15 protein-coding genes and 1 pseudogene are annotated in these 25,778 nt (G+C 47.3%); 14 read left to right on the top strand and 2 right to left on the bottom strand.

Annotated elements, in window-relative coordinates; translation table 11 throughout:
* The first annotated feature begins 6 nt into the window (after positions 1 to 6).
* From NNX04_RS12635 to NNX04_RS22910, 14 genes and pseudogenes are all read left to right on the top strand, one after another.
* The gene (locus NNX04_RS12635) at positions 7 to 1,371 is read left to right on the top strand and encodes a GntP family permease (RefSeq protein WP_261945991.1); all 1,365 of its coding nucleotides are present in this window, start codon (positions 7 to 9) and stop codon (positions 1,369 to 1,371) included.
* Between the two features lie 10 nt (positions 1,372 to 1,381).
* Complete coding sequence (locus tag NNX04_RS12630; protein ID WP_261945990.1) at positions 1,382 to 2,254, top strand: MurR/RpiR family transcriptional regulator; 873 nt, start codon at positions 1,382 to 1,384, stop codon at positions 2,252 to 2,254.
* Positions 2,255 to 2,271: 17 nt separating this feature from the next.
* Positions 2,272 to 3,738: an N-acyl-D-amino-acid deacylase family protein gene (locus NNX04_RS12625; RefSeq protein ID WP_261945989.1), complete on the top strand. Its 1,467-nt coding sequence runs from the start codon at positions 2,272 to 2,274 to the stop codon at positions 3,736 to 3,738.
* Positions 3,739 to 3,883: 145 nt separating this feature from the next.
* Positions 3,884 to 4,279 carry a RidA family protein gene (locus NNX04_RS12620; protein ID WP_007639751.1) on the top strand — a complete coding sequence of 132 codons (396 nt, stop codon included), beginning with the start codon at positions 3,884 to 3,886 and terminating at the stop codon, positions 4,277 to 4,279.
* Between the two features lie 16 nt (positions 4,280 to 4,295).
* Positions 4,296 to 6,704, top strand: coding sequence for a beta-N-acetylhexosaminidase (locus NNX04_RS12615; RefSeq protein ID WP_261945988.1), 2,409 nt, complete (start codon positions 4,296 to 4,298; stop codon positions 6,702 to 6,704).
* Between the two features lie 206 nt (positions 6,705 to 6,910).
* Entirely contained in the window at positions 6,911 to 7,714 is an 804-nt protein-coding gene (locus tag NNX04_RS12610; protein WP_007639755.1) for a helix-turn-helix domain-containing protein, read from the top strand.
* Between the two features lie 300 nt (positions 7,715 to 8,014).
* Complete coding sequence (locus NNX04_RS12605) at positions 8,015 to 11,053, top strand: TonB-dependent receptor (protein ID WP_261945987.1); 3,039 nt, start codon at positions 8,015 to 8,017, stop codon at positions 11,051 to 11,053.
* A gap of 98 nt (positions 11,054 to 11,151) precedes the next feature.
* Positions 11,152 to 12,762 (top strand): tryptophan halogenase family protein, encoded by a 1,611-nt coding sequence (locus NNX04_RS12600; protein WP_261945986.1) that lies wholly within the window; start codon positions 11,152 to 11,154, stop codon positions 12,760 to 12,762.
* A complete protein-coding gene (locus tag NNX04_RS12595; RefSeq protein ID WP_261945985.1) occupies positions 12,759 to 14,309 on the top strand; it encodes a tryptophan 7-halogenase in 1,551 nt (516 codons plus the stop codon). Before NNX04_RS12600 ends, NNX04_RS12595 begins: the two co-directional genes overlap by 4 nt.
* Positions 14,310 to 14,336: 27 nt before the next feature.
* Positions 14,337 to 15,848 carry a tryptophan halogenase family protein gene (locus NNX04_RS12590; protein WP_261945984.1) on the top strand — a complete coding sequence of 504 codons (1,512 nt, stop codon included), beginning with the start codon at positions 14,337 to 14,339 and terminating at the stop codon, positions 15,846 to 15,848.
* Positions 15,849 to 15,880: 32 nt separating this feature from the next.
* Positions 15,881 to 16,891, top strand: a complete 1,011-nt coding sequence (locus NNX04_RS12585) for a cupin-like domain-containing protein (RefSeq protein WP_261945983.1) — start codon at positions 15,881 to 15,883, stop codon at positions 16,889 to 16,891.
* Positions 16,892 to 17,337: 446 nt separating this feature from the next.
* Positions 17,338 to 17,877 (top strand): glutathione peroxidase, encoded by a 540-nt coding sequence (locus tag NNX04_RS12580; protein ID WP_261945982.1) that lies wholly within the window; start codon positions 17,338 to 17,340, stop codon positions 17,875 to 17,877.
* A gap of 476 nt (positions 17,878 to 18,353) precedes the next feature.
* On the top strand, positions 18,354 to 21,371 hold the full coding sequence (locus tag NNX04_RS12575) for a TonB-dependent receptor (protein ID WP_261945981.1): 3,018 nt from the start codon (positions 18,354 to 18,356) through the stop codon (positions 21,369 to 21,371).
* Positions 21,372 to 21,646: 275 nt separating this feature from the next.
* Positions 21,647 to 22,160: pseudogene (locus tag NNX04_RS22910) on the top strand (IS4 family transposase); the annotation flags it as partial.
* A 3-nt stretch (positions 22,161 to 22,163) separates the two neighbouring features.
* Here the strand turns inward: NNX04_RS22910 and NNX04_RS12570 are convergent.
* On the bottom strand, positions 22,164 to 22,685 hold the full coding sequence (locus NNX04_RS12570; RefSeq protein ID WP_261945980.1) for a hypothetical protein: 522 nt from the start codon (positions 22,683 to 22,685) through the stop codon (positions 22,164 to 22,166).
* Between the two features lie 3 nt (positions 22,686 to 22,688).
* Complete coding sequence (locus NNX04_RS12565; RefSeq protein WP_261945979.1) at positions 22,689 to 25,721, bottom strand: hypothetical protein; 3,033 nt, start codon at positions 25,719 to 25,721, stop codon at positions 22,689 to 22,691.
* Positions 25,722 to 25,778: the final 57 nt, after the last annotated feature.

Raw genomic sequence — 25,778 nt, 5'->3', positions numbered from 1 at the left:
GCAGCGATGGATTTTTTTTCTAATGCATTAACCTCAGGCCAGTGGCTCTTGGTGTACGCGGCGCTCAGCATTATCGCGCTGATTTTATTAATCGCCCGCTATCGTTTGAATCCGTTTATTACGCTGACGCTGGTGTCGCTCGGTCTGGGTTTAATGGCCGGTATTCCCGCAAAAGATGTGGTGTTTGTGTATGAAGCCGGTGTGGGTAAAACGCTGGGGCACATCGCACTCGTTGTGGCACTGGGCACCATGCTCGGAAAAATGATGGCGGAATCGGGCGGCGCGGAACAAATCGCGCGCACCATGATTCGCTGGTTCGGTGAAAAAAATGTGCACTGGGCGATGGTGTTTATCGCTTTCCTCGTGGGCTTCCCGATTTTTTTCGAAGTCGGTTTTGTATTGTTAATTCCCATCGCCTTTAACGTGGCGCGCCGCACCGGCACTTCCATGTTATTAGTGGGTTTGCCCATGGTCGCGGGTTTGTCGGTAGTGCATGGTTTGGTGCCACCGCATCCGGCCGCGATGATTGCGGTGGGCGAATATCAAGCCAACGTTGGCCGCACCATTTTTTATGCGCTTATTGTTGGCATTCCCACTGCGATAATAGCGGGGCCAATTTTTGCCAAATGGATTTCGCCTAAAATCCAGTTGCCTGCGCACAACCCGCTGGAAGAGCAATTTATTCACGCCGATAGCGAACGCCAGTTGCCCGGTTTTGGCATCACACTCGCGACTATTTTATTGCCCGTAGTGTTAATGCTACTTGGCGGCTGGGCCGATTTAATTGCTGAGCGCGGCACAGGTCTGAATGACTTTTTATTATTTATCGGCAATTCCGTTGTTGCGCTCTTGATTGCAACGCTCGTGAGTTTTTACACCCTCGGAATTGCGCGCGGTTTTAATCGCGATTCGATTTTAAAATTCAGTCACGATTGTTTGGCACCCACCGCTGGTATCACCTTATTGGTCGGCGCTGGTGGTGGGTTAAATCGCATTTTGGTGGAAGCGGGCATTGCCAAAGAAATTGTCAATTTCTCTTCCGACATGGCCTTAACGCCATTACTAATGGGCTGGTTTGTGGCCGCGCTGATGCGCATCGCCACTGGTTCCGCCACCGTTGCCATGAGTACTGCGGCAGGCATTGTTGCGCCAATTGCACTCGCTGCCGGTTACCCTCACCCTGAGTTATTAGTCATTGCCACCGGCGCGGGTTCATTAATTTTGTCCCACGTGAATGACGGCGGTTTTTGGTTAATCAAAGAATATTTCAATATGACTGTCACCCAGACCTTAAAAACCTGGACGGCATTGGAAACCATTATTTCCTTTGTGGCGCTGGGTTTTGCGCTGCTATTGGCCTCGATAATTTAAGAGCACCGAAATGACTGCACTGTTCGATATTGTTTATCACATTCGCTCCAATCGCGACCGGCTCTCGGCGACTGAGCAAAAAGTGGCGGATATTATTCTGGAAGATATTGCCTTTGCCGCTTCGGCAAGTATTGATCAGTTAGCGCTAAAAACGAATGTCAGCATCGCCACCATTTCGCGCTTTGCCAAATCGGTCGGCTGCGATGATATTCGCGATTTGAAATTAAAACTGGCGCAGGCGAGTGCGGTGGGAACACGCTTTTTATCCGAAGTGCCAGCCTTGGAAGAGAGCGCTTTTTATTCGCAAATTTGCAGCGAAGTAGAATCCACCTTACGCGCTAATCTCGCGCGTTTTGTCGAGGCCGATTTCCGCAGTGCGGCAGCATTATTAAATAACGCGCGGCTGATTTATATCGGCGGCATGGGCGGCGCCTCCACCATGCTGGCGGACGAGGTGCAATTCCGCATCGCGCGCTTAGGCATTGCGGTAACGGCTTATCACGATCCTGTCTTGCTGCGTATGTTTGCGGCGACGCTCACTGAAAAAGACGTACTGGTATTGCTCTCGATTACTGGGGTCACGCCCGAATTATTGGAAGTGGCCGATATCGCGCGCGAGTACGGTGCGCAAATTATTGTGCTCTCCGCGCCCGATTCTCCACTCGCGCAAAAAGCCAGTTTATTTATTCCAATCGTCACCGAAGAGACGGATTTTATTTACAAACCTTCAGCTTCGCGCTACGGCATGTTACTCGCGATAGATTTGTTGGCGACTGAGTTGGCCTTGGTGCGCAAAACCGAGAGCAAGGAATTATTGCGCCGGGTGAAGTTTGCGCTGGATGAATATCGCGGCGGCGACAACCGTTTGCCGCTGGGCGACTAAACCAAGGGAAGCGAATAATGCAGGCGGTGAAATTCGATTGTGTCATTTACAACGCGCTTATTCTGGATGGCTCAGGCGCTAGCGCGGTGCGCGGTGATTTGGCAATTCACAATGGAAAAATCGCCGCGCTCGGTGACCTTGCCAATGCCGAATCTCATCAGCGTTTTGATGCTCAGGGTTGGGTATTGGCACCGGGTTTTATCGATGTGCACACCCACGACGATATTCAAGTGATTCGCACGCCCAATATGTTGCCCAAAATTTCCCAGGGCATTACCACCGTGATAGTGGGCAACTGCGGCATTAGTGCCAGCCCGGTCACCTTAAAAAATAATTTGCCCGACCCAATGAATTTGCTCGGCAGCAAAGAAGATTTTTGTTTTCCTGATCTCGCAACCTATAAACAAGCGGTTAATAAAATTGTGCCTGCCGTCAATGTGGCAGCGTTAATCGGTCACACCGCACTGCGCAATAATCATATGGATCGTTTGGATCGCAGCGCGACAAACGAAGAAATCACCGCGATGCGTGAACAATTGCGTGAAGCGCTACAGGAAGGCGCTCTGGGTTTGTCTTCTGGTTTGGCTTACGCTTCGGCGTTTTCCAGCAGCACTGAGGAAGTAAAACAACTGGCGCAGGAATTAAACGCGGCGGGCGCTATTTACACCACACATTTGCGCACCGAGTTTGACGAAATAATCGCCGCGCTCGAGGAAGCCTTTGACATTGGCGAGCACGCGCAGGCACCGGTTATTGTGTCCCATTTGAAATGTGCGGGTGCCGGTAATTGGGGGCGCAGCGGTGAGGTGCTACAAAAAATTACACAGGCGGCTACCACACACCCCATTGGTTGTGACTGTTATCCCTACAGTGCCAGTTCATCCACTTTGGATTTACAACAAGTCACCAGCGACTTTGACATAGTCATCACCTGGAGCAAACCGCACCCCGAACAGGGCGGAAAAAAATTAGCGGATATCGCACAGCAATGGCAACTGGATTTAGTGAGCGCGGCGAAAAAATTACAGCCCGCTGGTGCAGTTTATTACGGCATGAGTGAGCAGGATGTACAAAAAATTCTCGCCCATCCACTCACCATGATCGGCTCCGATGGTTTGCCGGTAGACCCATTGCCGCACCCCCGTTTATGGGGCGCATTTCCCCGCGTGCTCGGGCATTACAGTCGCGATTTACAATTATTCGAGTTGGCTGAAGCTGTACGCAAAATGACACGTATGTCGGCAGATCGTTTTGGTTTGGATGATCGCGGTCGCATTGAAATTGGCGCCGCCGCCGATCTGGTTATTTTCAATCCCACCACCGTAAAAGACGCCGCCACTTTCGAGCAGCCACAACAATTAGCCGAAGGCATAGAAGCAGTGTGGGTCAATGGAGTGTTGACCTACAGCAATAAAAAAATTACTGGAAAACGCGCAGGAAAGTTCTTGGAAAAGCAGCGGGATTTACGGATTGGGTTTTATTGATGCGTGATTCCGGGGTGCTCCGATATTCCTTTCAGGACACGCCGTGAATACATCCATGTAGGCTTGTCGTCGACATCCATGTCTCCGACAGTCCTGAAAGAAATATCGAAGCAGCCTTGAAAGTTCAGATTACAAAAGGTGAAAAATGTCAGCAATAAAACGTTACGGTGTTGAAGGTGGTAAAGGAACTGGTGGGCAGCATTTGCCGTTTGCACGTGCAGTGCAAGCCGATGGCTGGCTCTACGTTTCCGGACAAGTGCCCATGGTCAACGGCGAAATCATCGAGGGTGGCATTGTGGCGCAATCCCATCAAGCCATTAACAATGTGCTCGCGATTTTAGCTGAAGCCGGTTATGGCCCTGAAGATGTTGTGCGCTGTGGTGTGTGGCTGGATGACCCGCGCGACTTTATGTCCTTCAATCGCGTGTTTATGGAATATTTTGGCGCAAACCCACCGGCGCGCGCCTGCGTGGTGTCCAGCATGGTGGTGGATTGCAAAGTAGAAGTAGATTGCGTTGCCTATAAAAAGTCCTCTACATAATAAGAGTTAATAATTTATGTTCCGTGTGCTGTTATTTGTTGTTGGTTTTATGCTATCGACGATGGCATCGTTAGCGGCGGTAGCCAATGCGCCGTCGCTGCCGCTTATGCCTTATCCGCAACAATTGATACCAGCGGCAGGTGAACCGCAGTTGCAGCTTGGCAGTGACTGGTTGATCGCCATCGACGGAAAATCTACAGCTGAATTAAACAACGCACTGAAGCGTTTTGCACAGCGTAGCTATCAACAAACCGGCATTAAGCTGCGCTGGAAAAAAAGCATTGCTGCCAAAGCAACATTGGTTATCACGATTAAAGACGCGCGCACTATGTCCTCACGCATGAGTGAATGGGACGAGTCCTACCAGTTGGTGGTCGATAATAAAAAAATCTACCTCAGTGCCAATCAAAATCTGGGTGTGCTGCGCGGTTTGGAAACCCTGTTGCAGTTAATGGGTGTAAGCGAAAAAACGATTCAAATTCCACAGGTCAGCATTAACGATTTTCCACGTTTTAAATGGCGCGGGTTGTTGCTCGATACTTCACGTCATTTTTTCTCGATAGAGACGATCAAACGACAAATCGATGCGATGGCTGCGGCCAAATACAATATTTTTCACTGGCATTTAACCGATGACCAAGGCTGGCGCTTTGAATCCAAACGCTATCCAAAATTACACCAGCTCGCGTCGGACGGTCAGTTTTATACGCGTAAACAAATGCGTGAGGTCGTCGCCTATGCACAAGCGCGCGGTATTCAGGTATTGCCGGAAATTGATGTGCCGGGGCACGCCAGCGCTATTGCCGTTGCCTACCCGGAATTAATGTCCGCACCCGGCCCCTATACGATGGAATATCGTTGGGGGGTGCATAAACCCACGCTCAATCCGGCCAATGAAAAGGTGTATGAATTTGTCGCCGCACTTGTGGCAGAAGCCAAAGCCATATTTCCATTTGAATACCTGCATATTGGCGGCGATGAGGTAGATCCGGAACATTGGAATAACAACGCCGACATTCAAGCCTTTATGCAGGCCAACAATTTAAAAAATAGCTATGCGCTGCAGGCCTATTTTAATCAGCGGGTACAAACCATTTTGCACAAACACCAGCGCAAAATGATTGGCTGGGATGAAATACAACACAAAAATTTACCCAAGGACATAGTGATTCAATCCTGGCGCGGACCGGATGCGGTAAGCGAATCCGTGGCGGCAGGTTTTCAGGCGATTTTATCCACCGGTTATTATCTGGATCAGCCGCAATCCGCGGCTTATCACTATCGCAATGATCCTTTGCCTCCGCTGCCTTATACCAATAAAAATCTTGCGCTGATCGAAAACAACAGTGAGCGCGAAGAAATTGCCAGCTGGTCATTTTCCTTGCCACGCAAACGCGGCAATCCGGTTACTGGTAGTTTCACACTGCTTAATGAGCGCGAGGGTTTTATCGATTTTTCCGGTAAGTCGCGTCGTACAGTGAAGATTCAGAAATTGACAAAAAGTGCCGCCGTGTTTTCGCTGGATACCTGGATGGGGCCAGTAGAGTTTCGCGTGCGATTTAATGGCGATGAATTGCAGGGCAGGGCAATAGTAGGCAACGCACCTTACCCGGTGAGCGGTAAAAAAATTGCACCACAATTGATAACCGCATTGCAAAAAATGACTCCGCTCGGTGCACAGGAGCATAAATTAATTCTGGGTGGCGAAGCGGCATTGTGGGCAGAAATTGTGGATGAGCAGTCAATCGACCTGCGGCTCTGGCCGCGCGCATTTGTTGTGGCCGAACGCCTCTGGTCGGCGCAGGAATTGCAATATGAAAATGCAATGTATGTGCGTATGAATAGTGTCGCCCACTGGGCAGAAAAATCCACAGGCTTGTTGCATCGAAAGCAAACCGAACAAGCACTGCAGCGATTGTTTGGAACCGAGGCAATTACACCCGCGCTGACATTTATTGAACTGTTGCAGCCGGCTTATTACTACCACCGGCAACATGAAAAATCGGCCAATGAAAGCTATTCCAAGGCAGATCCACTGAATCGTCTGGTGGATGCATTACCGGTTGAAAACGAATCTCTGCGGCAATTTAATATGCGCCTGACACGCTGGTTGATGAACCCGGTAGCGGGTGAGGATTATGCGTTGCTACAAGCGCAATTACAGCGTTGGTCAGTGAATCGCGCGCGACTTATGCCGCTATTAAAACAGCATCCGGAACTGATGCTGTTTGCGGAAAAAACCTATGGGTTGGTGGATCTTACTGCTGCACTGTTGGAGCAGCGTTTAACCAGTAAAACATTGGCAGCGGGCGAGCAACAAAAATTGCAAAAACAGTTGTTAGCCGCATCGCAGATAGAACAGGAAATGATAATCGCATTGGTTTTTTCCGCTGAAAAAATTCTTGATTCCCTGTTAATTCCCTAGCGCAAGATAATTCAGAGGGAATAATTGTAAATTTGTTTGACAACGTTGTCCTTTCGCGGTTAAGTTCACCATGCCGGAGGCAGTGAATATCGCGCAGGAGACAAAGAATAATTAACGGAGTGCGCCCGAGTGGGCGATAGATATGACAATACCCATCGTCATAACTCCAATGCGTCACGACTCAATGTGCCTATGGGTAGACTGATATGGTTGAAGTAGCACTCCTGGCAATAAAAGATCTGTCGCTGCTAATGAGCAGTGCACTGGTATTGATATTGGTGTGTTTGTTAATAGCGCGCCCACAGCAAAGCGCATTGCGCCACGTGTATCTGTTCTGCCTGGTATTGTTTTTTTTGGTTGGCCTTGTGCGCATGCTTGCGTCGCTATTGCATTGGGATATAGCAATAGATGCCGCTTTGCTGCTGGTGGTGAACAATATTTTATTTATGGTCGGCTGTGTTTTTTTTCTGTTTGGGCCGCGCCTGCTGGGGCGGCATAAAAAAATGGCAATCAATCATGATGATCGAGTTCGCGCCGATTTTTTTTCACCATTCAGAGCTAATGCGCGACCATTTTTTATCCATGACAACCCTGCGCAACAGCAGTCTGAACAATTGGGGCAAGTGCAGGATGCACAGAGTCTTGCCAGTGAGGTGCTTGTGGAAGTTCAGCCGCAGCTGGCAGAAAAGTTAACGGAATTTATGCTATTGCAAAAACCGTATTTGGAACCGCACATCACCGTAGAGCGTTTGGCGATTAAATTAAATGTATCGCCCAAACTGTTGTCCGGAACCATTAATAATGAATTGCAGATGAATTTTTTTGAACTGATCAGTAATTATCGTGTGTTGGAAGCCAAAAAACGTCTAGCTGACCCGACACTGCAGGATAAACCGATTTGCGAAATTATGAAAAGTTGTGGTTTTAACAGTAAATCTGTTTTTAACCAGGCATTTAAAAAAGCGGTGGGCGTAACGCCTAGCATTTATCGGCAACAGCACTGCCGCTAACAGCTTGCAGGCACTCAATAACGCTGCGCTTAAGTAACTCTTTTAGAATTTGCTGACGTTCGACTTTTAGTAGTGACAGTACGACTTTGGTTTTGCTGTGGCACTTAAAAAAACAGAATGTTAGCGTCGGAATTTGCGCTTTAACGAAAAAATAAGGCTGCTTTTTTGTTTGTCGATAAATCTCGCACAAACATTGACAGGGCCGCGAGTGCAAATGGGGAAAGTCATCGGGTTTATAAAGTGTTAGTCCTTTATAAGTGTCGGTATTTTTGCGAGAGAAAAAAACTAAAGGGGTTACTTATGTTTAACAGCAAAAAAGGTGTGGCAGCAATGTCAGGCACTCACTTCAAACACTCACTGCTTGCAGCATCGATTATGGCACTTAGTGTGCCGTCGTTTGCGCAAACCAATAACGCTGCCACGGCTGACGTGGAAGAGGTTGTGGTTACGGGCATGAGAAATAGTATTCAGAATGCGCAGGATTTAAAAAGAAATTCCGATACGGTAATTGATGCTATTACCGCTACAGATATTGGCGCATTGCCTGATAAATCAGTAACGGAAGCCTTGCAGCGTGTTCCGGGCGTTACTATCGAGCGCTTTGCCTCGTCGGAAGATCCAAATCACTTTGCCGATGAAGGTACCGGGGTATTGGTGCGTGGTTTGGATCGCGTGCGCAGTGAAATAAATGGCCGCGATGCATTCAGTGCAAATCCCTGGGGTACTTTAAATTTTGAGGATATTCCACCGGAATTGTTGGGCGCGGTAGAGGTTGTAAAAAACCAAACCGCTGACCGTATTTCGGGTGGTATTGCCGGTACAGTAAATTTGGTTACGCGTAAGCCATTTGATTCCGAAGGGCGCGTATTAGCCGCAAGTGCAAAAGCCTCTTATGGTGATATGCGCGAGACAGTAACACCGGTTGCTTCCGCATTATTTAGTGATCGCTGGGAAACCGGTGCTGGTGAATTTGGTTTCTTGGTCAGCGCTATTCAATCTGAACTTGAAACACGCGGCGATGGTATAGGTGTAGGTAACTATTATTCGCGTGGCCCTGGTGCCGATGCTGATGGGGCTCCGTTGAATGGCTATGAAGACCAGCAGGTATACATGCCTGGGGTTATCTCCATTCGCACTGCCAATAATGATCGTACCCGCGAAGGTTTCGGCAGCTCGCTGCAGTGGCAAAATGCCGATGAAACTATTGTTGCCACAGTGGAATACATTAAAGCTGAAGCCGAATTAATTACGCGCGAATATGTGGTTTATTCACCCTATGAGCAGGGTTTTGTGATCGGTGGTAACACGGCGATTAATCTTTCAACCAATCCTGATGATGCAGATTTTCCGACAGTGATTGAAGATGGTTTCTTCAAAGCTGGTGCATTGGATTCAGGTTTGTTGTGGTACAACACTCGCTTCAATGACACCGATAACTCAGTGGAAGATGCGAGTTTTAATCTGAAGCTGCGCCCGATGGATAACCTGACCATCGATCTGGATGTTCAGCGTGTTGATTCTTCCAATACGGTTATGAACAATAGTTTTATGTCGCAATCAACCGGTTCAAGATTCTATGTGGATCTGCGCGGTTCAAATCCAAGTATTGAATACCTCAGTCCGTCGGTAAGAAATCCAAACACCAACGGTGCCGCTGCGACCAATACCAATTTTATCCGTTCGCTGTTAGAGCAAAACGTTGATAACGATGCAAAAATGGATGCCTATTCGGCAGACGTTACCTATGAGATAGATGACAACTGGATCACCGGTGTTAAAGCGGGTGTTTATTATGCGGATAAAGATCTTGTGGTGCGTGACACCGAATATTCCAACTGGGGTGTAGTGGGTGGTTGTGGTTGGTGTGCCGGTGGCCCAGGCTTCTCCGGAACCAGTGCCGATTTATCCCAGAGCCCAACCGAATTTGAAAAAGTGACCTTTGATAATTTCTACCGCGGCGCAGGCATTAATGGTGATACCAATGAATTCTGGTTTGCCAAAATGTCCAGCGTGGAAAATCTGGTTGAAACAACACTGCGCGGTTACGAAAATGGCTGGATGCCCTACGGCACTGGCTCACAATGGTTGAGAACGGACCGTATTCCCGGCACACCGTTTGCGCCTAATCATGTTGGCGCTGTGAATGAAGAGCGTCAGGAAGCTTATGTGCGCGTTGATTATGCGTTTGATGATTTGGCAATTCCGTTAAAAGGTAATTTGGGTTTGCGTCAAGTGAATTACCAATTGACCTCTACCGGTTTTGAAAATTATCCAACACTGTCAAATAACGCCGCGCTCTATCCACAAAATGTGCAGGATTTTGCAACCGGTGGTTCGAGCGAAGGTGTCACCGTAGAGGGCACGGATTACTCCACGGTTCTGCCAACATTTAACCTGACCGCCAGTTTGCAAGATGATTTGATTGCGCGTTTTGCCGTTTCCAAAGGGCTTTATTACCCATCGCTTACCGATACGCGCAATATCAAAGTGATGCAGATTAGTAAAACGGATATCACTGATCCAAATGATCCTACACAAGTGATTGGTGTTACCGATGTTCAGTTAACGGGTCAGGCGAAGAACCCCTTCCTTGAGCCGGAGGAGTCAACCAATATTGATGTCACTTTAGAGTGGTACTTCAATAAAACGGATTCCTTAACTGCCAGTTTATTCCACAAGAAACTCGACAATATTATTCGTGAGCGCGCCTTTGCTGCACCGGTTACTAATAATGGTGTGACCTTGCCTGGCAGCTTCAGTGGCCCGGTAAATGAGGGCTCGGGTGATATCCAGGGTATCGAATTGTCCTACACACAATTCTACGATTCCCTGCCAGGCTTGTGGTCCGGTTTGGGCTTGCAACTTAACTACACCTATATCGATCAGCAAGATATTAATGACTCGGAAGGTATCGATGTTATTGAAGATATTCGTTTAGGTGTTGATGGCCTGCCATTGCCTCAGGATGGTCGCAATACTTTCCGTTCGTTTACGGATTTGCCACTGCCTTCCTATTCAGAAAATACCTTCAATATCACCGGTATGTACGAGTATGAAAGTATTTCGGCGCGTCTGGCCTACAACTGGCGTTCGGAATATTTGATTACCCGTCGCGACAGTGACTGGTTTGCTCCGGTATATGCTAAAGACACCGGTTATTTGGACGGTTCGGTTTTCTACACCCTCAATGAAAATATCAAAGTGGGTCTGGAAGTTTCTAACCTGTTAAATACCGAAACCAGAACCATGAATCAGTTGAATCAGGAAGGTGATAAAACCGATGGTTTGAACTTTGTCACTGACAGACGTTATGCGTTAAGTCTGCGCGCGCAATTCTAATCGGCGTAGGTTTGGTGAAAAATACGCGTCGCTACAGCGGCGCGTATTTTTTTCGGTGATATAGTTAGTTATCGCAGCTACGTTATATCGAGAAAAAAATGCAGCAAAACAAAACTCAGCAAGATGCGATGCAACAACAAGGGTTGCAAAAAAAAGGGTTTCAAAAAACGGTACAGTCCATTGTTATTGTGGGTGGTGGTACTGCAGGTTGGATGACCGCCGCTGCGTTGAGTCACTTTTTAAGTGCACAGCATTATCACATAACGCTTATCGAGTCCGATCAAATCGGCACTGTGGGTGTGGGCGAGGCTACGGTTCCGCACATCCGCTATTTTAATCAGACCTTGGGAATTGATGAAAATGAGTTTATTCGTCAAACCAATGCGACCTACAAATTAGGCATCGAATTTATTGATTGGGGAAAGCTGGGTGATGCCTATATTCACCCGTTTGGTATTTACGGCCGAACAATTAACGATGTCAGTTTCCATCACTATTGGTTAAAGGCAAAACTCGCTGGCGATAGTCGGCCAATCGGCGATTATTCTCTGGCTGTGCAAGCGGCCTTACAGTCCAAATTTTCTTACCCCTCTGCTAACCCGGAATCACTGGCCTCCAAATACAGTTATGCATTTCATATTGATGCATCGCGTTACGCACAATTTTTACGTACCTATGCTGAGCAAAAAGGCATCACCCGGCGCGAAGGAAAAATTCAACAGGTAAATCAATGCACTGACTCGGGTTGCATCACCTCAGTCATATTGGATGATGGTTCCACCATTGGTGGGGATTTGTTTGTCGACTGTTCCGGCTTTCGCGGCTTGCTAATAGAGCAAACTTTACAGGTGGGTTACGACGATTGGAGCCAGTGGCTGCCCTGTGATCGCGCTATTGCCGTTCCCTCCGAAAAAATGTCTCCACCGCTGCCCTACACCAAAGCAACGGCCAAAGCTGCCGGTTGGCAATGGCGAATTCCGTTACAAAATAGAAATGGCAATGGCCAGGTTTATTGCAGTCACTATGTGACGGAAGAGCAGGTTGCTGAAAATTTATTGGCGAGTTTGGATGGCAAACCTCTCGCTAATCTTAATCATATTCGTTTCACTACCGGGTGTAGAAAAAAGACCTGGTATAAAAACTGCGTTGCAGTAGGGCTATCCAGTGGATTTCTGGAGCCACTGGAGTCGACCAGTATTTATTTAATTCAAATGGCCATCACCAAACTGGTTGAGTATTTCCCGCGCACCCAAAATGACATTACGTTAACGGAAGAATTTAATCGCGACATGCGTTTGGAGTATGAGCGTGTGCGCGATTTTCTGGTTTTGCATTACACCGCAACCACACGTGACGATACCGAGTTTTGGCGTTACATGCGCAATATGAAAAAGCCCGCCAGTCTGGATGAAAAAATCGCTCTTTTTGTAGAGCAGGGGCATGTGATGCAATACAAAAAAGGCATGTTTCTTGAGCCTAGTTGGGTGGCGGTTTATCTGGGGCAGGGCATAGTTCCCACGGGCTATCACCCGGCCGTGGAGCGTTTAAGTAAGACCGAACTGGATTCGCACATGGCGAACCTGCGCGCAGAAATTAATAATTATTGCGCTGACATACCGCCGCACTCCCTGGCGATAGAAAAACATACCAATGCAATGTCAAATGTGTGGCCGCCCGCTGCCTTGAGCCTGTACGAGGTGTTTTCATGAGTATGCAGCAAACGCGAGTGTTTAGCCTTGTGATTGTGGGCAGTGGGGTCGATGCTGCGGTCACCGCGGCAGTGCTCGCCAATGCGCTTGAAAACACAGCGGTTAAGATTACCGTGATTCAAACGGCGCAAGAAAGCGAAGTGGATCGCTGCGCGGCGTTATCGCCGTCCATACAGGTATTCAATAAAATTCTGGGTATTCACGAAGTTGATCTTGTGGCGGCAACAGCCGCTACATTTACGCTGGCCCAGCGTTATACCGGTCATCATAAATCTGCATATTTTTTTCCTTATGGTGAACATGGTTTTACGCTAAAGGGCATGAACTTTTTTTCCTATGCAGCGCACCTGCAATCTCTGGGTGACAACACTCCCTATGATCAATATTCGCTAAGTGCAGTTGCGGCTTCACTCGGGCGCTTTCGGCATCCGGCAGCAGAAGCGAAATCCTTATATTCAACCTTGGCTTATGGATTAAATTTCTCTACGTCATTATTTTCCCGTTACTTAATACAATATGCACAAAAAAAATCCGTTGAATTTATTGATGCAACCATTGAGCAATATGTGTTTTCTACGAACACAGGCAATATTGATAAAGTAATGCTGCAAATTAATGCGACAGGGGAGAGCTACACACTCGGTCAGCAAGTAACACTGGAATGCGACTTAATAGTGGATTGTTCCGGTAAGCGCGCCGCGGTGATGGGGGATGCGTTAGCCGTCACTTGGCTTGAGTCAACCCGGTCACTTCCGGTTGATCGCCGCATAGATGTTATGCAAGCTGGTACTCGCGGCGCGCCTGTGAATCAGCTGCAGTTTTTATCTTCAGGGTTGAGTCGCAGCGTATCCCTAAAAAATAATAATGCTATTTCTTATATTTATAACTCTGCTTTTATAACCGAGGACCAGGCATTATCTGAGTTGTCAGCGCAGTATGAAATTGCGCGCCACTCGCTCGAAAACAATAGTGCAGCAATCCAGTTAAAACCGGGAAGAAGAGCAAGTTTCTGGTATAAAAATTGTGTGGCTATCGGAGCCTCTGCAGGTGATTTGACCTCAACCTACATCGATCAATTGCATCTCACCCAAAGCGCCGCTTTGCGTTTGGCGACGCTGTTTCCTGCGTCGCCTTCATTTGCGCATTTGTCGGCTGAGTACAATCGCCTTACGCATCTTGAATATGATCATGTGGAGGATTTCCATTCACTTCATTTTCAGGTGCCGGGCATGCCGCTTACTGATTTTTGGTCAGTGCAGAAAAAGGCTGTTATTTCTGATCGACTCCAGCACCGTATCAGTTTATTTACGTCAGCAGGGCGAGTGCCTTTTTTTGAAGGTGAAACACTGGCTGAATCCGCATGGTTGTCGTTTATGGTGGGCTTGTTCGGCTGGCCGAAAGATTACAGCTGTTTAATCGAGCAAAATGATTCTGTGTGGATTAAAGAGCAGCTGCAGAAAATGCAGAACATGATGTACCAAGCAGCGCAAGCAATGCCAGATCACAATACTTATCTGGCGCAATATCTCGCCAGCAACGCGCCATAATCCCGCTAAGTTTTACAGGATTTTTTTATGAACGATAATGCCAAGCGTAGAATTAAAAAGATAATCATAGTGGGCGGTGGAACGGCGGGTTGGATGACGGCTGCAGCCTTTTCAAAAGTGTTAGGCACAAGTTGCTACGACATAGTGTTAATTGAATCCGACGATATTGGAACTGTGGGTGTGGGTGAGGCAACGATTCCATTGATTACATCCTTTAACCAAATTCTGGGTTTGGATGAAAGTCAGTTTATGAAAAAAACCCAAGCGACATTTAAGTTGGGCATTGAGTTTGTTAACTGGGGAAACATTGGCGACCGCTATATTCACCCATTTGGTGTTTATGGCAAAGGCATTGGCTCACTGGCTTTTTATAATTTTTTGCTTAAACAGCAAAAAATTAAGCCGGATACTGATGTGGGGGATTATTCAATTAATATCCAGGCGGCGCGCCATAACAAATTTATGCGTGCACCCAACTTACCAAACTCCCCGCTTGCTGACATTCGTTACGCCTATCACTTTGATGCAGGGCTTTATGCGCTTTATCTGCGTAATTACGCTGAGCAGCAAGGTGCTATTCGTGTTCAAGGCGAGATAACAAACGTAAGCCTTGATGATGATTCCGGTTGCATAACGTCAGTTATCTTAAAAGACGGACAGACGCACAGCGCCGATTTTTTTATTGATTGCAGTGGCTTTCGCGGTTTGTTAATTGAGCAGGCATTAAAAACAGGTTACGAGGATTGGAGCCATTTACTGTTGTCGGATACTGCGGTCACAGTCCCTTCGGAAGTTATTCATCCGTTACCCTCTTTTACTCGTTCGACTGCACATTCTGCTGGTTGGCAATGGTGTATTCCGCTGCAGCACCGCACGGGCAATGGGCATGTTTTTTCCAGCCGTTTTATGTCGGAAGATGAAGCAACCAGTTTACTGTTGCAACATTTGCCCACACCTGCGCTTGCAGAGCCAAGAACAGTAAAATTCAAAACGGGTATCAGGCGAAAACTGTGGAATAAAAATTGTGTCGCCATTGGTTTGTCTAGCGGTTTTATCGAGCCGCTGGAGTCCACCAGTATTCATCTGATTCACAGTGCAATTCATAAATTGCTAACGTTTTTTCCTACCGGTGCTTTGTCGCAAGTGGATATCGATAAATACAATGATGTAATGCGGACTGATATAGAGTTTATTCGCGATTTTATTCTGCTTCATTACAAGGCAACGTCCCGCACTGACTCCGCTTTTTGGAATCACTGCAGAACTATGGATGTGCCCGATGGCCTGCGGAAAAAAATGGAGCTTTATATCAAGAGTGGCCGCCTTTACCGGGATAACAATGAGTTATTTACCGAAGATAGCTGGTTTGCAGTGATGGAAGGGCAGGGTATGAAGGTGGAGGATTATCATCCGCTGGTTGATTCAGTTGAACAGGTTAAATTCGATGCAATGCTTGGTGATATTGCGCGAGCGATTCGCGAATCTACCGATGTTATACCTTCCCATGCTGAATATATTGCGCGTTACTGTAAGGCGTAATCTGCAAGTAATCAAAACGATAGGGCAGTGTGATGGTAATCGATGAATATCGCGATATAAACCGCGAATTATTTTTTAATGACATTATTCCTCGCTACAGGCCCTGTGTGTTCAGAGGGCTATGTTCGGCGTGGCCTTTGGTAAAAAAGGGCAGGGAATCGTCACATGGTTTTGCGCAGTATTTGTTGGAGAGTAGTGCCGGCCACCATGCTGATGTGGTTGACATTTTTTATGCGCCGCCCGGAGCGGATGGACGCATGCACTACAATGATGCCATGAATGGTTTTAACTTTAATAAACTTAAAGTTCCATTTTCTCATTGTCTGGAGCGATTGCTGTTGGCCCAGCGCGAAAATCCATCGCCGTTAATTTATATGGGCTCCACACCCACAGAGGATTTATTGCCGCGTTTAAAGCACGAAAACCCAATGACATTGTTGGGAAATAGTATTAAACCGCGCCTGTGGTTGGGCGGAAAAACCTTGGTGCAGCCGCATTATGATGTGTCCGATAATATTGCGGTGGTGGTTGCGGGTCGCCGGCGATTCACCCTATTTCCTCCCGATCAAATCGGCAACTTATACGTTGGGCCGATTGATGTTACTCCCGCCGGCCAGCCCATGAGTTTGGTTCCCATCAACAATCCTGATCTGCAAAAATTTCCGCGCTATGCCGATGCACAGAAAAATAAAGTAGTGGTCGAACTTGAACCTGGCGACGCTATTTTTATTCCCTCGTTGTGGTGGCATGGTGTTGAGGGGTTGGAATCTTTTAATGGTTTGGTCAACTACTGGTGGAAATCATCAGCGTTAGCGAATGACGATCCCTATGCCGCACTTATTCACGGCGTGCTCACGATTAGTTCGCTACCCGAGCCTGAGCGTCATGCATGGAAAGCTTTTTTTGATCATTATGTGTTTCAGGAAGGTGGTCACCCGCTTGATCACTTACCTGAATCGGCGCGCGGGGTTTTATCTACAATGACACCAGAATTACAACAACTTATTCGCAGCTATTTGTATGCGCGAATGGGAATTAAGTAGCTGCTATTTCTGTTTTGTATGAGGTATTTTTTTTCACCCATCGTTCGACTTTTGGTTTTGCGCAAAGTCATCATTGTCCCGCTAAAAAGCAGCTGCTACTGTTGATGTGAGTTTATTTTTCTGTGAGAAGTTTCATGCAAAGCAATAACAACAAATTGATATCCTTAATGCGTGTTATCAACCTCATGATGCTGATGATTTTTTTTGTGGTGCTCTGGCGTCTCTAGCCAATCAATTGTTGTTGTTTCCCGTGACTTGCCAGACTCTGTTCTGGCTTTTTTATAACTGGGTGTTCGTTTTGCAGTGCGGCGCTGAAAACAGCAATGCGTAAGGATTGGTTAAGTCGATTTGCGCCAGCTGGCAGCGCATCCAAAAAGGCTTACACTGCGTAAATCAAGCGAAACCATACATTGTTAATTGATAGCACCCACCACGAGGATTCATCTGTGAACAGTTTGATAAAACCTATCATCGCCCTTGCTGCTTTAGGTTTGGCACAGCTAGCCAGCGCCGCGTGCCCTGAGTATATGCAGGGCGAGTACCGCAAGTTGCACTCCAAAGACATGATCAATATCTGTGAGTTAATGGAAAATAAAACCGTGCTGGTAGTGAATACCGCCAGCCACTGTGGTTTTACCTCCCAGTTCAAAGGTCTGGAAGCGCTACATAAAAAGTATCAGGACAAAGGTTTGGTGGTGGTTGGTTTTGCCAGCGATGACTTTAAACAGGAAGACGCCAGTGAAGAGAAGGCGGCGGAAATCTGCTACCTGAATTACGGTGTGACCTTCACCATGCTCTCACCTACACCTGTCACGGGTGATAAGGCCAACACCCTATTCAAGGCGCTGGCTGCGCAAAGCGAACAACCCAAGTGGAACTTCAATAAGTATCTGTTGGGTAAAGATGGCAAGGTCATTGAGCATTTTGGCAGTATGACCAAGCCCGAATCGACGAAGCTGACCAGAGCAATTGAGAAGCACTTGTGATCTAGCTTATCAATAGCAGCACGCCAAGCGTGCTGCTGTTTTTCGGTAACCGGTTACTTTATTACCCATCAGTTGAGCCCTCTACCTGATTACCCTTCCTTCTAGTCCCCCTTCTCTTTCAGGTATCCAAAAAACATAACATTATGATTTTTAATGGATATTTCTGTTTTTACTAACGAAGGTTTCATTTTTTCCATTTTCTATTTTCAGAAGCAGCAAAAAATATAGAGTTTTTCCACTTAAAATAATTGTAAACGATTACATTTTTATGCAAGATATTCCTGAAATGAGGAAGGTAAACCTCATTGATACGATAAAAATTTACAGAGCAGGTGATCCTAACGCTTGCCTTACCACAGACCCATCGCCACCTGAAACCAATGCAGACCTAAGGTCGTTCAACATCATTTGTTGGGTGTTTTCTTATCGTTTTTGTGTGTTTCGGTATTGCGGTTTAATACTACGAGGGGTAGTTCATGAGTTATCCACAGTTTAGAAAGACTCTTTTATCATCGTTTGTGGCCGCTGTTTCAGTTGCCACATTGGGTTCTCCTGCTTTTGCTCAAAATGAATCCGATGAGCAAGGAATGATTGAAGAGATTGTTGTCACAGGAATCCGCGGCTCTCAAAAAGCGGCAGTAGATGTAAAGCGTAACTCGGCAGTAATTGTTGACTCAATTGTGGCGGAAGATATAGGTAAATTGCCGGATGTGACGATTGCTGACTCATTGCAGCGTGTAACCGGTGTGCAAATCCAGCGTACGGCAGGTGAGGGTTCTAGTTTGAACGTGCGTGGTATGCCGCAAGTTTTGACCACCCTTAACGGCGAGTCTTTTCTAAGTCCTTGGTCGATTACTGGTGTTGGCGCTAACTATTCTGATATCCCGGCATCAATGATTTCTGGAGTTGATGTCATCAAATCACAATCAGCCTCGACTACGGCGGGCGGGATTTCCGGTGTAGTTGATTTGAAAACCCGTCGTGCTTTGAATATGGACGAAGGTTGGACGGCGACGGCGGCAATCGAGGGTTCTGAGGGCTCTATTACTAAAGACACCAACCATGATTTTAATGGTTTTGTGGGTTGGAATAATGGTGATATGGGCTTCACGTTTGGCGCATTTAGCTCTTTGACCAACGCGGCTAACTATCAAATGTATGAAGATTCACGCTTGGGTTTTGTTAACTCTGGTGGTGACCCCTATGATCTAAATGATGACGGTAATACCACAACTGATCGATACTTGGTACATGGTGGTTATGGTGTAAAAGCTTATGTAATGGAGCGTGAGCGGGAAGGTTTTGCTGCGTCATTCCAATCCAATCTGAGCGATGCCCTGACTTTCACAGGTGAAGTTTTTTACACCAAAATGGATCAGTATGATCGCGGTGTAGAAACGCAATTTAACGGTAGTCGCGACTCTAACTACGATGTGCTTCGCCCTGGCACGGTGACCCAGAAAGAGGCGGTGGTTCCAGGCAGTGGCAGCACGCCTGATCGTGTTATTAACTCAGTTCAAGTTGCCGTAGTAGAGGCGCCGGATTTTCAGGCGACGACCAAAAGCAAACAAAATCATACCGATGCCATTAATACGAATTTCGAGCTGGCTTTTGATTCCGGTGATGCGTTTACAGGAACGATTCGTTACGTACACTCCGAAGCCAATAAAACCTTTGAAGAGGCAACGTTTCAGCAGGGTACTCCTGTTTGGTACTGGGTGGACGCTGACGGAGATGGACAGGATGATCCGGTTGACCCCTTTCTCGTAACCGTGGATTACACGAAAGAGTATCCAACATTTGCTTACGCCGATGATCTTTCCAGTGCCGACCGTTTAAACCTGTTTCAGGCGTTTGCTATAGGGCAAAAAGACGAAGCTACCATGGATGTGTTGCGTGGCGATGGCTCATATGAATTCGAATTCTCCGGCTTTAAATCGGTTGATTTTGGTTTGCGTCTGGATCGTCGCGATGTCGAAACCACAAAATATGATTATTTGACCCCAACTGGCCGTTACTCCACATGGGCTGATCCTAACGTTCCTACTGATTTATGGTTCGAGCCTTTGCCTGGTGATTATGTGTGGCAGCGTTATCCGGATTGGTATGACTTCAAAGGCAACGCCGATATTGGCCTGGCGCCGTTTGATGATTTGAGATCGCAATTGATCTCTTACACTGACTTTGGCCCCTTCCAGGGGTTTGAGACGGGGGTTGCTGCCCTTGATCCCAAATCACTGGATGATGTAAATGGCTTTATGAACTCCATTTATCCCGGTGCAACCAAGTTTGCTGATCCAGCCAAGGCTTATTCGGTGGTAGAGGAAACTGCATCAGCTTACCTCCAGGGCAACTTTGAGAGTGATGCTGGTCTATTTGGTATTCCCTACTCGGGTAATCTTGGTGTGCGGGTTGTGCAAACCGAGCGCGAAGTGGTCAACAGTACTTATGCCGCAAGTGCAGTACCGGCAGAAGGCACCTATTACGGTGGCGGTGCTGATGCTGCATTAGGTAAGCCGCCGCAAGGTTGGCAGGTAATGTTTAAGTCCCTGGGCACCAAAACGACTGAGGCATCATTCACTGATGTGCTCCCTGCTGCAAACATCAGTTTCTTCCCTGCAGATGATGTAATTGTACGTTTTGGCTACAACAAAACCATGAGTCGCAACGATTTGGTTAATGTGGGCGAAGACGAAACCCTGTGGTATCAGGAATACAAGGTCTATACCCCCGATGGTGATCGTGAAGATGCGGAGGGTAAATACAAAGTGGTCAATAGCCCCGGTGGCGGCAACGATCAAGGTAATCCCAACGTTAAACCTTGGCGCGCGGATAACTGGAATGCATCCACCGAATGGTACTTCAGCGAGGGTGGTATTCTTGGGTTGGGTGTGTTCTTAATCCAGGTAGATACCGCTACCGAAACTCTGCAGGAGGCACGTGCATATCCTGATTCGGATGGTGTTGTGCGCCGTACAGCCAACGTTTGGACTACCCAAAACGTGACTGGCTCTGACTTGAAGGGTTTTGAGATCGGCTATAAACAAGCGTTCGACTTCCTCCCCGGGTTATTGAGTAAAACCGGTATGGAGTTTAACTATACCTTCTCGGATAGTGATTCCGGTGATGAAGATTTGGAGGGTAGCAGCTTCCCGCTACAGTCCAACTCAAAGCATCAGTACAATGCCATCCTATGGTTCCAGGGAGACAAGATTAGTTCGCGTATCGCCTACAATTGGCGCAGCGAGATCTATCAGGGGCGCGTTGGTTTGAATACTAATGAAGCGGCCATAAGTTTGGGTAATTGGACCGAAGCGGCCGGTTATTTGGATGCTTCCATTAATTACGATCTAGTCGAAAATGTAACCCTTTATTTGCAAGGGACTAACCTGACAGAGACTAACTATCGCAATTATGCTCAATTTGAAGATCAATTCCACTCGTTATCCGTTCAGGAGCGTCGTGTAGCTCTTGGTGTGCGCGTGCGTTTGTAATTCCTCTATTCCGGCACACTATCCCTTTTGTCTAAATTAGATGGTGAGAGGTTGGATTGCCGGAGTTGGGAGGCTTAATCGCCCGGGGCTGTCATGGTCTCGGGCGTTTTTATTTCATCCCTTGGTTTTCACTATTTCTCCCCTATCTGTTGCCGTCCTTCGCAATTCCCATGAAGGTTAGCGCCTTCTTATAAAAGTTATTCTTTTGTTCAAAGCTGTAACCCGCCAGTTATCATCAAGGCCCATTTCCGATAAGTATCTTTATGCGACAAGGAAAAACTGTATTTACCTCGTTACCAATTACGTCAATCAGTGCGCAATAGATTGTCGAGTGAAATTACAAGCCATGGGAAATTGAGCTGGGGTTTTGCGATATTAAAAGTTCATTTCAAAACAATGCGATGGGCTTGCGTAGCAAGAAGGTAGCGCTGGTTTATCGGGAGTTGTGGAGGGGGTGTTGTTGGGTTGCAACCTCATTAGGGGGGGGGCGGCTATGTGGCTGTTGCGCATAAAAAGTGTCTGCGAGTCTGAGTTTTAAATTTGCCTATCAGTATATTGCCACGCAATTAATTGTGATGGGAGGTGCTCTGTCACCGCGAAATACCTTCGGATGATTATTGGAACTGCTTGGTAATACACTGAGCTGGTTATAAAAAAACGTCCGAGGCCATCACGACCTCGGGCGGTTAAGATTTTTCCAAAACCTTGGTTAATCACAATGCTGCTCCGCTTAAGGGAATAGCATTGCGAGGTCATCAGGGCTTTTTGAAAAAACTAATTAATGGCTAGCTTTTAATTGATGGTAGTTGTGTAACTTCTTGTACTTCCAATTACCCCAGACTTTGTGGGAACTTCGACAACAACTTTGAACGAACCTGATGCTGCGAGGGCTGAATCCCCTTTAATTGATACTGTAAAAGTTGTTGGGGTTGTTCTATTGGTGGCAATCTCTACTGGATCCGGGTTAATTGAAACGGTAGCGTTATCTACATCAGCATCATCGATAGTAACAGTTGTTCCCGCTGGCATACTGTTACCCTTAGAGTCTCGCAGTGTGATACTTATCAGCTGGGTTTCACCAAGAGCAACGGCAATATTGCCTGGCTGTCCAACTAGCAGGCCATCAATATTGGTGTCAGCTATACCTGTTGACATAACCAAAACAATATCTTGGCGTACGCTAACTGTGTTGCGTGTACATACATTTGGTGCGGCACCTGTGCGACAAAGGATTCCATTATAAATGCCGTTGCCTTCGTTGCGTATGCCGTCTTGGCCCAAGCTTCCGTTGGCATCATAAACATCTATAAACACCTCTTAGCCAATATCGTACTCACCAATGATACCGCCGAGTGCTGCTGGATGGCTGTCGACATAAGCCTCTCCAAGGTCATCGCAAGCATCACTGTCTTTTAATAGTGAGGGGGTTGGTGCATTGTTTTTACAAATACTGCTGCCAGCTGCAAAGGTGTCGGTCAAGTCATATAAGCCATTGCCGTTTGTGTCTATGAAGCTTTCATTGCCCAGTGCAGTGGCAAGTATGGTTACCCTACCGTCTGCGGGAGGATTTTGTGTAAACCAAGTTACGGTACAGGTACTCAGTAGGTTGGTTTCGCATGAGCTTTCGATCAGGCCATTGGAGGCGGTAAAGCTCACCGTAGTGCCTTCTTGTACGGGGTTGTTGAATGCATCTGCCATTCTGACTGTTACATCTACTTCATAGCCGTCTACATAGGCTGGCGGATTATATTCAGACGCCGCCATGGATATGCTGTCTTGATCAGGGATGCCAGTTGAAATAACCAAACGACTGGATTGGGTTGAAATAGTTTGCGCACTGTCATTTTCTGCAGTGGCGGTAACCCGTACTGAGGTTGCGATAGAGCCTGCCTGGACGCGTGCAGTTACCTCGCCAGCTGCGTTACTGGTTGCTTCTATCGATTGAACACAGTTTGCGCCGTCAATGATGCATACACCACCAATGGTGCTATTCAGTGTAAGTGTCACTGGAATATTTGCGACAGGATTACCATTGCTATCGTTTACGACAAAACGCACTTCTGAGATCTCCGGGCGCTCTGCACTGCCAGCACCTTGGAGACTGATTTGAGAGGGTTCGGCACTATCAAAGACGATATTTTGTGCAGAGCTATCAATCTCAGGTATTGCAAGAGTGGTTGTGGCGGTATTGCCGATCAAGCTCGGCAAGCTCGATGTTGCAATAACCTCGTCGCTGCCGGTACATGTTCCTGCATTGTATGTAATCGTTGCTCTGCCAATTGTTGTTACAGCTGTGTTGGTTACGTTGTTTGCCGAGTCGGTAAAGCTTGCCTTACCTTCTGATACACAATTGGAAGAGAAGGTAACAGCGGCATTACCTGTCGTCAGGTTTCCTTCTAAATCCACCAAATTGACGGAAAGGGACGTGCTTCCTTCAGGAGCTAAAACCGGATTTCCTGTCCCTATTTCTATCTCGCCCCCAATGAAGTTTTCTCCTAAGCCACGGCCTATATATTTTGCGGTAGTGTTATCTAAGGGTTTCGGTACAAGGCTAGTTTGGAAGGAAGTTTCCAGGTAAGGAGATTTTACCGCAATGCTGAATGCACCGGATGGACGCTCGGTTTTACTGGCCTTGAGCGTCACAGTAAATGCTGTCGGGCTGCGAGTGTTTGCCACGCCGCCGCTAGGCATACTGTGATTTATGGTTACATCGCTTGCGGTGTTGGTAATTAAAGAAATCGTAGTGCCAAGCGGCATTGAATTGCCGTGGATATCAGCCAAGGTAACGTTGAAGGAATAAGTTTCATTGGCGCCCATTTCAATGCTGGCTGGCTGGCCAATCAACAAACCATTTTCGCTGTAGGGCATATCGCTGGACATGACCAGCACGATGTCTTGTCGAATGTTGACGGGGTCTTTTGTGCAGCCTTCACCGGGAGTGCTACAAAGCACACCGTTGTAAATACCGTTCTCAATATCATGAGTACGATCTAAATCAAAGTCAGTGAATTCTTCAGTGTTGTCACGAACGCCATTTTCGTTTTTGTCGAGATAGGCTTCGGCCAAGTCATCACACGGCGCGTCATCACCATTTGACGATGCAGTAGATACCGGTACATTGGGATCGCAGTTGCCGTTGGCACCGGGAGTATTAAATGTGGTGAATACATCTATTTCAGGTGAGTAAAGACCGTCACCGTCAGTATCAACAAAGCTTTCATTGCCTACTGTGGTGGCGAGAATAGTTACTCTGCCATTGCTAGGGCGAGTATCCTGACTTTCCCATTTCACAGTACATACGCCATTAAGGGTGGTGCAATTTGGCGCTATCACGCCACCTTCTGTGGTGAATTGCACGGAGGTTCCGTTCGGTGGTGGGTTGTTAAACGCATCGGCAAGTCGAATAGTTATATCTACCGCTTCGCCATCATGATTCCAACCTGGTGGGTTAAAGCGCGAGGCTGAAATAGACATGCTGTTTTGATCAGGCATGCCGGTGCCTATAGAGAGCTTGTTGGAGCGCGCAGACACACCGGATTCGGTTTCAGTGGCGATCACTTCAACGGCGGTTGGAATTGTGCCTGCTTGAACAACGGTTGATGCATGGCCTGTGCTGTCTGTAGTTGCTGAAGCTGCGGTAAGGGCAATTCCACCGACTTGGGTGCTCAGGGCAAAATTGAGGGGAATATTTTTGATTGGTGCCCCTGTGCTACCGAGAACCAGGAAGCGCACAGCAGAAGTTTGGGCTCCACCGCTATCTTTCAGGAATATCTTGTCTGGAGTTGCATCAACAAACCGAATTGATTGCACGGTGTCTTGCGCTACATCAATGGTAACGCGTGCCACTTTGGCCGTGTTATCGATAACTGCGGATGCCGTTATTTCATCGGCACCAACGCAGCCTTTTGCAGTGTAAATAATGCTGGCTTGGCCTATTGCTGTAGAGGTTTTATTGGTTGCTGTTCCTCCTACAGTTAGGGTCGCTTCACCAGCCGCATAACAGCGTGAGTTAAATGTGACTTCAATCGGTGCGGTAACCAGCGTATTGGTGCTGCTGACGATATTTACTGACAGAGTTGTAGCTGCGCCCGCCGCTAACTCTTCAGTTGTATGGCTGACCGCTATTTGCCCTGAGACAAAGTTGTCTCCATCGCCACGACCTATATCGGCAGGTGAGGTTGTATCAATACTGCTTGCTGCTCCTGAGCTTGGCTGTGTTGCGGCGCTAGAGCTTGCCGCTGATGAGCTTGGCCTGGGATCTAATGGTGAACTGCCGCCGCCGCCACAGGCGGAAAGTAACAGGCTTAGAAACGCTGCACTGACAATCGTCGTTGTTTTTAGGGTTCGCATGGTGTCTTCCTAGGTTACCGGCCGCGCTGGATTGCAGTTCAGGCGGAAGCAGGTAGT

Origin of the sequence: Cellvibrio sp. QJXJ (assembly GCF_024452345.1) — a bacterium.
Classification (GTDB): Bacteria; Pseudomonadota; Gammaproteobacteria; order Pseudomonadales; family Cellvibrionaceae; genus Cellvibrio.
The sequence above is the reverse complement of the archived record's forward strand: the minus strand, read 5'-3'. Positions and strand labels throughout refer to the sequence as shown.

Coding starts and splice junctions, on each gene's coding strand:
- NNX04_RS12635 (WP_261945991.1), top strand. CDS start 7: ATGGATTTTTTTTCTAATGCATTAACCTCAGGCCAGTGGCTCTTGGTG.
- NNX04_RS12630 (WP_261945990.1), top strand. CDS start 1,382: ATGACTGCACTGTTCGATATTGTTTATCACATTCGCTCCAATCGCGAC.
- NNX04_RS12625 (WP_261945989.1), top strand. CDS start 2,272: ATGCAGGCGGTGAAATTCGATTGTGTCATTTACAACGCGCTTATTCTG.
- NNX04_RS12620 (WP_007639751.1), top strand. CDS start 3,884: ATGTCAGCAATAAAACGTTACGGTGTTGAAGGTGGTAAAGGAACTGGT.
- NNX04_RS12615 (WP_261945988.1), top strand. CDS start 4,296: ATGTTCCGTGTGCTGTTATTTGTTGTTGGTTTTATGCTATCGACGATG.
- NNX04_RS12610 (WP_007639755.1), top strand. CDS start 6,911: ATGGTTGAAGTAGCACTCCTGGCAATAAAAGATCTGTCGCTGCTAATG.
- NNX04_RS12605 (WP_261945987.1), top strand. CDS start 8,015: ATGTTTAACAGCAAAAAAGGTGTGGCAGCAATGTCAGGCACTCACTTC.
- NNX04_RS12600 (WP_261945986.1), top strand. CDS start 11,152: ATGCAGCAAAACAAAACTCAGCAAGATGCGATGCAACAACAAGGGTTG.
- NNX04_RS12595 (WP_261945985.1), top strand. CDS start 12,759: ATGAGTATGCAGCAAACGCGAGTGTTTAGCCTTGTGATTGTGGGCAGT.
- NNX04_RS12590 (WP_261945984.1), top strand. CDS start 14,337: ATGAACGATAATGCCAAGCGTAGAATTAAAAAGATAATCATAGTGGGC.
- NNX04_RS12585 (WP_261945983.1), top strand. CDS start 15,881: ATGGTAATCGATGAATATCGCGATATAAACCGCGAATTATTTTTTAAT.
- NNX04_RS12575 (WP_261945981.1), top strand. CDS start 18,354: ATGAGTTATCCACAGTTTAGAAAGACTCTTTTATCATCGTTTGTGGCC.
- NNX04_RS12565 (WP_261945979.1), bottom strand. CDS start 25,721: ATGCGAACCCTAAAAACAACGACGATTGTCAGTGCAGCGTTTCTAAGC.